Source organism: uncultured Treponema sp., from assembly GCF_946187725.1.
GTDB lineage: Bacteria > Spirochaetota > Spirochaetia > Treponematales > Treponemataceae > Treponema_D.
In genome coordinates this window covers 99,772-112,980 of record NZ_CAMHSK010000002.1, presented here as the reverse complement: position 1 = coordinate 112,980, position 13,209 = coordinate 99,772, and the positions used below count along the sequence as shown (strand labels likewise).

Annotated in this window: 10 protein-coding genes; 6 read left to right on the top strand and 4 right to left on the bottom strand. The window is 41.7% G+C overall.

Going from position 1 to position 13,209, the window contains the following annotated elements; translation table 11 throughout:
• Nucleotides 1-6: 6 nt before the first annotated feature.
• The 4 genes from Q0Q74_RS01485 to lnt are packed head-to-tail and all read right to left on the bottom strand — an operon-like array spanning nucleotide 7 to nucleotide 3,904.
• Nucleotides 7-705 (bottom strand): hypothetical protein, encoded by a 699-nt coding sequence (locus Q0Q74_RS01485; RefSeq protein ID WP_294427816.1) that lies wholly within the window; start codon nucleotides 703-705, stop codon nucleotides 7-9.
• Nucleotides 696-1,433 (bottom strand): energy-coupling factor ABC transporter ATP-binding protein, encoded by a 738-nt coding sequence (locus Q0Q74_RS01480; RefSeq protein ID WP_294427982.1) that lies wholly within the window; start codon nucleotides 1,431-1,433, stop codon nucleotides 696-698. Before Q0Q74_RS01480 ends, Q0Q74_RS01485 begins: the two co-directional genes overlap by 10 nt.
• Nucleotides 1,434-1,454: 21 nt before the next feature.
• Complete coding sequence (locus tag Q0Q74_RS01475; protein WP_294427815.1) at nucleotides 1,455-2,033, bottom strand: biotin transporter BioY; 579 nt, start codon at nucleotides 2,031-2,033, stop codon at nucleotides 1,455-1,457.
• Between the two features lie 38 nt (nucleotides 2,034-2,071).
• On the bottom strand, nucleotides 2,072-3,904 hold the full coding sequence (gene lnt / locus Q0Q74_RS01470) for an apolipoprotein N-acyltransferase (protein ID WP_294427813.1): 1,833 nt from the start codon (nucleotides 3,902-3,904) through the stop codon (nucleotides 2,072-2,074).
• Between the two features lie 58 nt (nucleotides 3,905-3,962).
• Between lnt and Q0Q74_RS01465 the strand changes: the two genes are divergently transcribed.
• The 6 genes from Q0Q74_RS01465 to Q0Q74_RS01440 are packed head-to-tail and all read left to right on the top strand — an operon-like array spanning nucleotide 3,963 to nucleotide 13,206.
• The gene (locus Q0Q74_RS01465) at nucleotides 3,963-5,141 is read left to right on the top strand and encodes a galactokinase family protein (protein ID WP_294427811.1); all 1,179 of its coding nucleotides are present in this window, start codon (nucleotides 3,963-3,965) and stop codon (nucleotides 5,139-5,141) included.
• Nucleotides 5,131-5,922, top strand: coding sequence for a 5'/3'-nucleotidase SurE (surE, locus tag Q0Q74_RS01460; protein WP_294427810.1), 792 nt, complete (start codon nucleotides 5,131-5,133; stop codon nucleotides 5,920-5,922). Before Q0Q74_RS01465 ends, surE begins: the two co-directional genes overlap by 11 nt.
• A 27-nt stretch (nucleotides 5,923-5,949) precedes the next feature.
• Nucleotides 5,950-6,624: a tetratricopeptide repeat protein gene (locus Q0Q74_RS01455; RefSeq protein WP_294427808.1), complete on the top strand. Its 675-nt coding sequence runs from the start codon at nucleotides 5,950-5,952 to the stop codon at nucleotides 6,622-6,624.
• A gap of 3 nt (nucleotides 6,625-6,627) precedes the next feature.
• Nucleotides 6,628-8,727: a hypothetical protein gene (locus Q0Q74_RS01450; RefSeq protein WP_294427806.1), complete on the top strand. Its 2,100-nt coding sequence runs from the start codon at nucleotides 6,628-6,630 to the stop codon at nucleotides 8,725-8,727.
• Between the two features lie 19 nt (nucleotides 8,728-8,746).
• Nucleotides 8,747-10,060 (top strand): exonuclease subunit SbcD, encoded by a 1,314-nt coding sequence (sbcD, locus tag Q0Q74_RS01445; protein ID WP_294427805.1) that lies wholly within the window; start codon nucleotides 8,747-8,749, stop codon nucleotides 10,058-10,060.
• Nucleotides 10,060-13,206: an AAA family ATPase gene (locus Q0Q74_RS01440; protein ID WP_294427804.1), complete on the top strand. Its 3,147-nt coding sequence runs from the start codon at nucleotides 10,060-10,062 to the stop codon at nucleotides 13,204-13,206. The genes sbcD and Q0Q74_RS01440 overlap by 1 nt, the downstream gene beginning before the upstream one ends.
• Nucleotides 13,207-13,209 lie beyond the last annotated feature (3 nt).

Here is a 13,209-nt window from a genome sequence, read left to right as displayed (position 1 = left end):
TTAACTCTACAGACTTCTATTCTGAATTGCAAGAGTTTTCTCGTAGCCTTCCCGTAATGAGACATGAAAAAGTTTTGGAAAAAGATAAATCGCTTTAAAAATGGAATCTTTTCCGCCTCTGGAAATCCATGCCCGTTCAAGCCTGTTCCAGAAAGTTGAGATTCTTGGAATGAAAGAAATTGCCAGCGCAAGCGTGTCTGAGAGCGGAGCAGAATCCTTTCGTGTTAAAAACATCTCTATTGAAGAAAATCCGTCTTTGAATTGGCCTGTACTGGTCGTCCTGTAGAAAATCGATGTGATTTCAAGTGAGAGCGCAAGATGAGCAAGCAGCGGAAGGTATGTCAGGTTGGGAATGAAAATCTTTGAAATCCCTGCGTAAACATCTTCCCATGATTCTGCTGGGAAATTTATTGAAGAAAAGTGATTTGAAAGATTCAGGATAAGGCCCGCAATATATAGAAGAATCATGTACGCGAGCGTGGGTTTTGCATCGGAGAAAATCTCTGAGACGCTGAATTTGAGAAAAATTGCTGAAAAAAGAATCAAAACCGGGTAAGCGAAAATGCAGATTCTGACAGGAAGATAGAACGCAAGCAGTGCAAGCACGAGAATCAGAAGAATCTTTAGTGCCGGTGAAAGAGTATGCAGGAAAGTGCGCTGAACTTTATAATGAAAGAAATTGGCATCCATGTTTCTTATTTCCATACCAAATCACTTACGCTTTCGTAGCGGGCGAGAGGGTTTCTGATTGACCATTTTTCCAGCGGGAGTTTTAACGCTTCTTCCGGCTTTCCGTCAAAAACGAGCTTTCCGTTCTGGAGGATTATGAAATGGTCGGCCAGTGCGAGGCATTTTTCGAGTTCATGAGTCAGAAGGATTACTGTTTTGCCTTCATCGTGAAGTTCTTTTAGGAGACGGTTTACATCGCAAACGGCAGGGTAGTCAAGATTTGCGTAAGGTTCGTCAAAAATGATGATTTCCCGCTTCATTGCAAGGATTGATGCTACCGCGAGCCGTCTTTTTTCGCCACCTGAAAGAAATTCTGCCGGAAAGTCGGCTTTTTCGAGCAGATGCACGCTTTTGAGGGATTCTTCTACAATTTGCGGAATTTCTTTTTTGCTGAATTTCAGGTTCTTTGGACCAACAGAAACATCTTCGCGGGCTGTATCACCTAAAATCTGCATGGAAGCGTCCTGAAAGACAAGACCTGGTTTTGAATCGACTTCAATCTTCCCTGTTGAGGGCTTCATGAGGCCTGAAATCAGCATCATGAGAACGCTTTTTCCGCTGCCATTGGCTCCGCCGACAATTGTAAGAGAGCCTTTTTCGACTTCAAACGATATGTTCGAGATGGCTGCATTCGGTTTTCCGTCTGGAGAGCTTGATGGGAATGTCTTTGAAATGTTTTGAAGTTTTATTATTGTTTTCATTATTGCGTAAAAAGGCTCTTCGTTTTAATTTTCAGATTCCAGATATCTTGCTGCGACAGGTCTTATTGCTGCTGAAAGTGGAATCGTGACAAGCCATTTGATTAAATCCCCCGGAATGAACGGAATGAATGTCAGTTTTAATGCCGCCGTGAATGAAACGGGCTTTCCTTTGCCGGCCATGACATGCATGAACCACGGAATTCCTGGCAAGTAGACTAAAGCATATGCTAAAAGTGAGAATACGGCGATTTTTGCGAGAAATTTAATGTCCTTTTTGTTTTCGGTAAGATTTGGTTTTCCGAGCATTAGCCCCAGAAAAAGCGAGGCGAGTGCGTAACCGAGCATGTAACCGCCTGTTGGTCCAAGAATGATTGCGATTCCACCGTGTGCGTTTGCGAAGACCGGAATTCCAACGGCACCAATCGTAAGCCATATAAGAACTGAAACTGCACCGTAAAAGCTTCCGAGAATTGCACCTGCGAGAATGCTGAACATATTCTGTACGGTGACAGGAACTCCGCCCGGAAGCGGGATTGCTATTACACAGCCGATACTGATGAGTGCGGCGAACAGCGCTGAAAAGACATATTTTCGTTTTTGCATGGATTGTTAACCTTCTTTTATTAAAGATGTTGACAATTCTACATATTCCAGTTGTTCCAGTCAATAGCGAAATCTCGGTCGTAGACTGCCATAACTCTTTCAAGAAGTTCGTACCATTCGATTCTGTGCGGTAAGAGCGTTGTTTCGATTTTTCGTGCGGCAAATTCTTCTTCTTTTTTGTGTTTTACTACAACTGCGATGTATGCGAAAACAAGCATGAGGAGCGAATATGGAAGCCAGTCACCTAAGCGGGCATAAATTGTCATTTCTCGCTTGTAAACAGGCACTTTGTAAGTCAGTGCGCCTTCTTTGAAGAGCGGTAAATCAGCAATGACTTTGCCTTTTGGATCAATGACGACGGTGTATCCTGCATTTGCGGCGCGGATTGTGGTCGTTCTGTATTCGATTGAGCGGTAATGCGCGACAACAAAATGCTGAATTTCGGCAGAATCGGTCTTTGACCAGGAATCGTTTGTGATGTTAACGAAAACTTCGCTTCCAGAGTGGTAGAGTGCGTGGCAGACTTCGTGTGCTGAATCATCAAAGCAGATTGGTGTTGAGATAATCACGCTTTTGAGAGGTTCTTCCTGCTTTTTTTTCTTGTCCGGCATGATTGAGATGATATCGAATGCTTTTTCGGGCTGAAGTTTTGATTCAAGCGGAATTTCAAAGAGAACAGGCTTTTTTCCTGGAGTCCAGCCGTAAGAGAATCCTATCATGCCCTTGATTATACGGCGGACGGGTTCATACTGCCTGAAAGGAATGGCTTCCGCAAAAGGAACGAGGTGCATCTTTGTGTATGAGCCTGAAAATTTGCCGCTCTTGTCGAAGAGAAGTGCGGAATTTCCGTATTCATGCAGCTCGTCGTTGAAGATGATTGGACCACCGATAATGAAGGGCGTGTGGTTATTCTTTATGAATTTGATGAGTGGATTTTCTGATGGATAGAAATTGTAATAGGTTTCTGCGATTGGGAACCGTTTTGAAAGAACGGCTTCACTCCATACAACGAGATCGCATTTTTCACCCTTTTTGATGATTTCATCCAGTTTTTCTTGTGTGATTTTTTGTGCTAGCGTGATGTTTTCTTCTTCGTCGCGGCGGTTCGGATTTCGGTTCTGCTGAACGAGAATTGTGTTCATCAGTTTTTCAGGGTAAATCTCTTTTGAAAGCTGATGGATTCCATACGCAAAGGAAATTGCAAAAAGTGCAAGGCAGGTAAAACATGCCGTTTTATATGAAGAAAATCGAATTTTACCTTGACGGGAATTTGAAATTTCTGAAAGAAGAAGGGTGCCTTCGCCCATGATTGAAGAAAAAAGCGCAAAAAGGAAAGTGACTCCGTAAACACCGGTGATGTCTGCAATCTGTGTGAGTGATTCCCAGCGGTAAGCTGTCATTGAGAGCGTGCCCCATGGATAGGCGAGAAAGCCTGTTGACTTGCAGTATTCCCAGATTATATATATAGAAGAGAACCAGAAAATTCTGAATGGAATGGCAAATGCCTTGTTCCCTGCCAGTTCCTGAAGACGGTAAGATTTTGATGCAAAAAGAACAGGAAAGTAAAACGCCAGTGCGAAAAATCCCTCAAAGAAGCCAGTGCCCAAATCAGAGGCGCCGAGCGTGAAAATTGCGAAACCGGGAAAATTTCCGAGCCAGAAACTTGAAAGAAGATGTGCGACGGCGCCGTGTAGAAAACAGAGAATAAATGTTTCTGGCAGGCTTTTTGAGCGTCGGATAGCTATATAGAAAGGATAGAGTGCAAAAAGACCGATGAGTGGTGAGCCAAATTTGAGTAATTCATTAGGAATGGCTGCCGCAATAAGTAATGCTGACAGAAGCGTACAAAAAATTTGTAAAAATCGAGACATTGTGTTATCATTCTATTAAGTTGCATTTAAAAAAGCAATTACACTTGTGGGGGGATATATGGAACTAGTAAAGGATATTCACAAGTCAGAATACGGTCAGCAGCCTGATGTGCTTGTCTGCACTCCCGGCAGATTCCATCTTATCGGGGAACATTCCTGGTTTTTCCGTGATAAGACTCTTTCCATGGGTATAAATATTCCTGTTTATGTGGCCGTTTCTTCCCGTGACGATAACAATTTTCATTTCTATTTTCCTCAGCTCAAAGACCGCAAAAAGATTTCTATGATGGGCATGAAGTTCCGCAAGGAAGACCGCTGGGCAAATTCCATCAAGGCAATGATTTATGGATTCAATGCTGCTGGTTTTGAGGTCCGGGGCATGAATTTCACGATTTATTCTGACATCCTTCCTTCTGCTGGCTTCGGAATCACCACGGCAATCAAAGTCGGTTCTGCATACGCAATAAAAGAACTTCATCATTTTGATTGTGATGAAAGTCAGATCCTGAGGGCAATTGCCAACGGTAACCTTCATTTCCTCAATACAAACAATTATCTCTCTGACATTCTTTCCGCAATCCACTCTGATGAAAAATCCCTGGTTCTTACGGACCATGCGACAAAGAATTGCGAGCTTATTCCGTTCGACTATCCTGAGAAAAAAATCATTCTTGTTGATACCAAAGTTCCAAGAGTCAGCATCTGGAACGAAGATATAATCCGTGAGCCTGAAAGCGCGCTTCTCATCGGTGAATTAAAAGAGCGAAAGTCTTATGTTCGCGGTGGCTGGCGTTATGAAGAAAATCCTCACGAAGTCAATTTAGTCCTTTCGGTCGCCCCGGAGATGATTCATAAAAAGCTTCACAGCGTAATGATGGAGCATAAATATGTTCTTGATGCCTGGGATGCGCTTGCCAAAAAATCTTTCGGTCAATTTGCGCGGGCCGTCAATCACAGCCATGAAAACATGCGTGATGAATACGAAATTTCTTGTCCTGAAATCGACTGGATTTTAAAACGGCTTGCAGAAATCAATCCGAATAACGATGATTCGCGAAATCCTTTTAATTGCGGGCGCATCACCGGTAAAGGCTTCGGCCGCTGTCTTTATGCAATCCTCGACGAAAAGGATGTTCCCGAATTCAACAACAAACTTTCCGAATTCACAAAAATTTTCGGCTTCAAAACTTCAAGTTACGAAGTAGAGCCTGCAAAGGGAGTTCACATTGTCTCTTAATTCAGAAAATACCTTAAATGCCGCCAGAAGAAAAAAAATCCTTGTTACGAATGATGATGGAATTGACGGCGAGGGAATGAAAGTTCTTGTTGAATCCTTAAAGTCTGTGTGTGATGTCTATGTTCTTGCTCCAGATTCTAACAGGTCGGCTGTTTCAAGTAAAATTACCCTGGGTAAACGGCTTGCCTTTCAAAAACATGGCGAATCTACTTATTCTTGTTCGGGTACGCCTGCGGACTGCGTGATTTGTGCCTTCACATCGCCTTTGTTCGGATTTAAATTTGATGCGGTCGTTTCTGGAATCAATGCGGGGCCAAACATGGGCACTGATGTGATTTATTCAGGTACTTGCGCTGCGGCCCGTCAGGCGGTCATTATGGGGGTTCCGGGAATTGCCGTGAGCCTTGAATCTGAATTTTTTGATTATGCGAACCATGGGTTCAATTTTAAGCCTTTGGCTGATTTTACGGCGAAAAACCTTGACGAGCTGATTTCTTTGTGTTCGGGTGATGTTTTTGTAAGTCTCAATGCGACTTCCGCCGATACATATAAAGAGGCAGCTTTTGCTTCGGGATGCGTGCGCGATTACGGAGACAAAGTTTCAATAGAAGGCAGTGATAATGCTTCATTTTTTGGAATTTGCAATACCAGTAAAATTTCTGTTTCCGGAGAGAGTGATTCTGATTACAATATAGCACGCAGCGGAAAGATTGCGGTCTCGCTTGTTTATGCTGAACCTGTGTTAAAAAAGCCGGGCAAGGGTGTAGACTTTAAATTTTAATTTTGCTTAGCTGTTACGGGAGGGCGTATGGCTGACAATGACATTCTGAAAGAGGGGATAAGCATGTACAAGAATGCCGATTACAACGGTGCGCTTGCTTTTTTCCTTTCTTTGCCAGATGATTCTGAAATCAATAATATTGAAATGGCATATTATATAGGTCTGTGCTATGCAAAGCTTGAGCGTTACAATGACGCTCTTTTGTATCTTGAACAGGTTGTTACGGGCGGCTCGGAACTTGAGCGTGTTCTGCAGTGCCGTTATGTTCTTGCGGTAATTTATGCCAACAGCGGTCGAAAAAAGCTTGCTGAATTCGAGCTGAACAAATTGCTTGAATCAGGCTACCGACCAGCCTCTGTTTATTCATCTCTTGCTTATATTGCCTGGAAACAGGATGAAATTGAGCGTTCCCTTGATTTTTATAAAAAGGCTATTGAGCTTGAGCCGGAAAATGCAACGGCTCTTAACGGAATGGGATATGTTCTTGCCTGTGAAAATCGCGATTTGACAAAGGCACTTTCATTCTGTAAGCGTGCATTGGACAAACGGCCGAATTCTCCGGCCTGTCTCGACAGTGTAGGTTGGGTTTACCTAAAGCTTGGACTAATGGAAGATGCTTTCAAATATCTCAATCAGGCCCGCATAATGTTGCCTGATAACGAGGAAATTGCCGAACATCTTCGTATTGCGCAGGAAAGTTAAAAAATGAAAATTGAAAAACGAATAATAAAAAATGCAACGACTGCCATTCTCTTCTTTGTTACAGGATTTTCTGTATTTGCACAGCAGAGTGGTGCCTTTGAGAGTGAAGAAGCAAATTCCCGCTCTTCAATCGGTGCAAGGACTGCGGCTTCAGGTCTTGCTGAGCAGGAATTCCGCCGTGGTGTTCAGGCTTATTACCGAGGGGCATTCAACGACTCAATCCTTCAGTTTGAAAAGGCTCTTTCTTATCTTCCCGAAGAGATGATTATTCTCGACTGGCTCGGAAAGGCATATTATCGTTCTGGTATTGAAGGGGCTGCCCTTGAGCACTGGCAGTATGCTTCAAACGAAGGATATGGCGGACTTCTTTTGCAGAACCGCATTGAAATTGTTCGTGACCGTCGTCTGCTTGCTGGCGGGGCACTTGATAAACCTGTCCGCTACACTGAATCCGGAAGCTATAACGGCAAAAATGAAGAGGGCAATCTTGTTTTCAGTCAGCCGGTTTCGGTTTTGCCGAATAATGACGGCACGGTGTGGCTTTTGTCATACGGTTCAAATGAACTTTTAAAAATGGACTTGAACGGTCTTGTAATTGACCGAAACGGCGGATATTTCAACGGATTTGACCGTCCTATGGATTTGATTCGCCTCCATAATGGAAATCTTCTCGTCAGTGAATTCGCTGGTGACAGAATTTCCATGTTCACTTCAAAAGGTGCTTTCGTAAAATCTTTTGGCAAAAAAGGCGGTGCTCTTGGCGGAATGGTTGGCCCTCAATATATGGCCGAAGATTCTGACGGGAACATTTATGTAAGTGATTTTGGAAACAGCCGCGTTGATGTTTTTGATTCTGAGGGAAATCCTCTGTTTTTCTTTGGAAAAAAATCTGATGATTTTGCGGGGCTGAAAGGTCCAACGGGAATCGCTGTTTACGAAAATTCTGTCTTTGTCGCTGATTGCCTTACAGGTGCCGTTCACAGATTTGATGTATCCGGCAACTATCTTGGTCTTCTCTGCAAAAACAAAACTTTCAAAAAGCCCGAAGCAATGAAACGCTGGGGAAAGTATCTTGTCATCTGCGATACTAACAAGGTTTATTCAATCGATACTGATACAGGCTCTCTCTTTGAGAATCTTTCTTCAGGAAATGCTCCTTCAAGGCTCACGAGTGCCGTTCCAGACATCAACGGAAACATTCTCGTAACGGATTTTTCTTCAAACGAAATCTATGTAATGGCCAAGCTTTCTGAGGTCGTTGGCGGACTTTTCGTTCAGATTGAGCGTGTCATATCAGATTCATTCCCAAAGGTCACTCTTGAAGTAAAAGTTGAGAACCGCTCTCGTCAGAGCATCGTTGGTCTCAAAGAAAACAATTTCTTCATTACAGAAAACAAATCTCCTGTAATGGATTACAAACTTGAAGGTTCTGCCTATGTTAATGATTATGCAGACATAACTCTTTTGATTGACCGTTCCGTTTCTTCATCACGATACGAAGAAAGCATGGAAAATGCTGTCAAAGAGATTTCTGCGGCTATGAACAACAAGGGCACTCTTCGAATCGTAAGTGCTGGAACTGTACCTTTGATTGAATATGAAGGTGCTCCTGAAGGTGGAATCAATTTTAAGCTTAAAAATCTCAAAAATCCTGCTTCTTCAAATGTTGCCCTGGATGTCGCTGTACGAATGTGTTCAAATGCCCTCATAAACGCAGCAAAAAAATGTGCGATTGTTTATATCGGTGACGGAAAGGTGAGCCAGCTCGCATTCTCAAAGTATGGCCTTTCTGATTTAACCGCTTATCTGAACAACAATTCGATTGGTTTTGTCAATCTGCTTCTTGCTCAGGGCACTGCCGACAGCGAATTGAATTATCTTTGTGACCATACGGAAGGCGGCGAATATTATGTTTATCGTGATACAGGTCTTTCTGGCATGATTAGCGACATAATTGATATACCAGCCGGTTCTTATATCCTTTCATATACATCATCCCTTGGAACGGATTTTGGTCAGCGGTATCTTCCTGTTGAACTTGAGGCTTTCATAATGAACCGAAGCGGCCGTGACGAGACAGGTTATTTTGCTCCATTGCAGTAAATGCTGATTGTGGTGACAGATGCGCTTTATTCATACTGCTGACTGGCATCTCGGCAATCAGATGCATGATATCGACAGAAAAGAGGAAGTCAAAGCTTTCTTCGGCTTCCTCAAATCTCTCATAATTAAAAAAAATGCCACCGCTCTGATTGTTTCGGGCGATATTTTTGATACTGCAAATCCCCCTCTTGAAGCGCGGCGTCTTTATTATACTTTTCTTGCATCCCTTTCTGACACCTGCTGTAAAAATGTGATTATTGTCGGCGGAAATCATGATTCATCGGTTATGCTCGATTGTGCTAAAGAACTGCTTGATGTGTTGAATATCCGCGTTGTTGGTTCCATCAATAATCTTAATCCGTCTGACATGTGCTTTGAATTGAAAGATTGTAATGATGAAGTCTCTGGCGTATGCATGGCACTTCCTTTCATCCGTGAACTTGAACTCCGCAATCTTGTCTGGAAGTCTGGTGAAGAAAAATCTGCTGAAAATCGAAAGATTGCTGATTCTGATTTATATAATATTGCATATCAAAAAATATATACTCAGGTCTTTAATGAGGCCGAAAAACTGCGTGACGGGCGGAACATTCCGATTGTAGCTACAGGGCATTTGTATGCCGCAAATCTCGAAGGACGGCTTTCAGAAAAAAAATCTAATGAAAAAAGCGATGACGGTGTAAAAGTCCTTGATGTTCTTGGAACTTTGGGTAATGTGCCGGTTTCTGTTTTCCCGCCTGCTGATTATGTTGCGCTCGGTCACATTCATTATTCCACAATGGTCGCAAAAAATCCCGCGATACGATATTCAGGCTCTCCTTTTGTGATGGGCTTTGACGAAGCGGAAATTCCTCATTATGTTCTCTGCGTTGACTTGAATCCTTGTGCTGGTGAAAAATGCAGCCTTGAAGTCGAAAAAATTGAAACTCCAAGAATTGTTACTTATAAAAGACTAAGTGGAACTCCGGCCAAAATTAAGGAAGAACTTGAAGCTCTTTCACGAGAAAAAAATGGAACCAAGCCTTTGTATCTTGAGCTTTGTTATAAGCGGGAAATCGGAGTGAATGTGCAGGAATATCTGGCGGAAACAATTCAAAATCTTGGTGAAAATATAAGTGTTGTGAGCTGGAAAGTCCTTGATTTTGAAAAAGCCTTTTCTTCAAGTTCATTCAGCGGATTTGAAATGCGTGAGATAAAGAATCTTGATGACAAAGAAGTGTTTACGCAGCTGATTCTCTCAAAATCCGGTCTGGAAGCCGAAAGTGAAGAAGGAAAGCGTGCCATAGAAAAATTCCTTCCTCTTTTCATGCAGATTGCGGCGGGAGAAAACTGATGCGAATTACGAAACTTGAATTTGAAAATCTGAATTCCCTGAAAGGCAAATGGACAATCGATTTTACTCATCCTGACTATGCGAAAAATCATGACATCTTTGTAATTCACGGCCCGACTGGTGCTGGAAAAACTACGATTCTTGATGCAATTACACTTGCCTTGTACGGAAAAACTCCCCGCCTGGAGACGATTAACAATGGCGAGGGCGGAAACGAAATCATGACTCGTGGAACCGGCTTTTGTCGTGCACAGGTAACCTATTCTTGTAAAAAAGGAACTTTTGTTTCTGAATTTCAGCAAAACCGTGCGAATGGAAAGGCCGAAGGAAAACTTCAGAAAACTTCTTATAAAATTACGCGGATTGATTCAGACAATTTGGATTTAGGAGAATTGTTTTCGGCAACAAGTGAAGTTGTGGCTTCGGGAAACGGCTCAAATCTTGAAAAAGAGACCCAGAAAATCATACAGCTGGATTACAAGCAGTTCTGCCGCTCAATCATGCTTGCTCAGGGCGAATTCAGTGCGTTTTTGGAAAGCAATGGCCGTGAGCGCGCTGAAATCCTTGAAAAACTCACAGGAACAGAACGATATCGTGAAATCGGTAAAAAAATTGCCGAAAAATTCAGCGATATAAAGAAATCTTTTGCGCTTATAAAGTCCGAAAAAGAAAATGTTGAAAATCTGATAATGGATGATGAAGTTGAAAAGGATTTCTTGAAAAAATCATCTGATTTAAAACAAAAAATTGCTGATTCTGAAAATAAAATTGCCGCTTTGCAGAAAGAAATTGCCCAAATTGAGGAACTTGACCGGCTCCAAAAATCTTATGATGAGAGTTTGAAGATAAAGACTGCCATTGAGAACGAGACGGCTCTGTTTGCGCCTCAAGAAAACCGTCTTTTAGTGGCAAAAAATGCAAAAAACTGCGAAAAAGACTTTGCTTTGCTTGTCGGTCTTCGTAATGAACTTAAAAACACCTCTCAAAAAATAGCAGAATTGAAGAATTTAATTGCCAAGGCTGAAGAAAAATTTGATTCTGCCAAAAAAAATGAAGCTGATTTCAGAAAGAAACTTGAAACTGCTGAAAAAGACTTGGTTGAAAGTCAGAAAATCTGGAAAATCGTGCGGGAAAAGGATGTTCAGATTGAAAGCGAAAAGGCAAAAGTTCTTGAATGTGAAAACCGCAAAAAATCATCGGAAAAGGTTGCTTTTGAGGCAAAGAAAAGAATTGAACTTCTGAAAAGTGAATTAAAAAATCTTGACGAAAAATCGATTTCGGTCTCGGATTATATCACTCAGAATAAAAATGATGAAAAATTGCCTGAGATTATTTCAAAAATCCGCACAATGGAAAAGTCTGCCGGAATTTCATTGAAAAATCAGGAACAGCTTGAAAAAAAAGAATCTCAGCTTCAAAAGGATTTTGCTTCTCTTGAAAGTTTAATAGAAAAAATTGAGCAGGAGCTTGAAAAAATTGATTCTGAAATTCAGAGCCTTGTTTCTGCCGATGCTGTTTTTTTTGCGAAAATTCTCCGCCTGAATCTTTCTGATGGAAAAAATTGTCCTGTCTGCGGTTCAGTTTATCATTCGTCGCTTAAAAATCATGAAAATCTTTCTGAAAATGATTCGCTAAAAGCGAAAAATCTCGCTGAAAAAAGTTCAAATTTAACTGAGCGTCATGAGCAACTCACATCTGACTTGAATTCGGCCAGAACTCGTCTTGAATCCTTAAAAACTGAACTGAAAAACAATGAGTCCAATCTTTCGGATTCAAAAAAATCCTGTATTCAGATTCTTTCGGAAATAAACGATTCGCTTTCTTTTTGGGGAAAAATTGCTGATTTTGCGGATTTGCCTTCAAAAATCGAGCTGCTTCAGAAAAAATCCCAAGAATGGGAAGAAAAAGAGTCTTTGCTCAGGCAAATTGATGGAGAACTTCAGACCAAAAAAGCCGAACTTGCCCTTACAAAAGAGAATTTTTCTGCTCAGGAAGAAAATTTCAATAAATCACTCGAAGAATATCAGAATTCTCTGTCTTTTTTGCAGAAACTCCAGTCAGAACGGAACGAGCTTTTTGGTGAAAAATCGCCTGATGAAGAAGAAACGGCCTGTAATGATAGAATTTCTGCTTTGAGAAAGGCATTTGAAGATTCAGGGAAGGCCATGAATCAGGCACAGGACGACAAATCCCGGCTTGAGGCACAGAAAACTCAGCTTGAAAAGAATCTTGATGAAAAAGAGCCTCAACTTCGTTCTGATGAAGAAGCTTTCTTTGAAAAATTGAACGAAAATGGTTTTGATTCCGAAGAAAAATTTCTTTATGGCCGCATGACGGACGCGGATTTTTCAGAACTTGAGCGAAAAAGTGAGGACTTGAAAACTAAGCTCACAAAGGCAAAAACCAGTCTTGAAAATGCAAAAAAATCCCTCGAAGATTATAAATCTGACAGTAATTTGACTCGTTCAAGGGAAGAACTTGATTTTGAAAAAACTACCCTCGAAAACGAAAAAACTGCTTGTGGTGAAGAGCTTGTAAAAATTCAGTCAGCGCTTGTTAATAACGAGCAGAATAAAACCCGCTCAAAAGAAATTCTTGCAAAATATCAGAAAATTCAAGAAAAATTCGGTGTCTGGGAGCAGATGAATAAGTGGGCAGGAATGAGGGAAGGTGCTGATTTGTCGGTTTTCGTTCAGAGCCTTGCGTTTAACTCTCTTTTGACCATTGCGAACAAGAATCTTTTCGGAATCACATCCCGGTACAAACTGGTGCAGAAAAATCAGGGAAGTCTGGAATTTGAGATTCAGGACATCTATTTTGAGCAGCCTCGTTCAATCACAAATCTTTCTGGCGGTGAAAAATTCCTTGTTTCTCTTTCATTCGCGCTTGCAATTTCTGAGTTCGCAAGCCGTAATGTGCGCGTGGATTCACTCTTTTTGGATGAAGGTTTCGGTACTTTGAGTGGCGAACTTCTTACCGAAGCAATCAATGCCCTAAAAAATCTTCAGAAAGAAGGAAAAATGCTCGGAATAATCACGCATGTGCAGGATGTAATAGAAGAAATTGATCAGCGGATTGAAGTAAAGCCTGTTTCAGGCGGTCACAGCAAGCTGATTGGCAGCGGAATTTCGGAACTGCATAGCTAATTG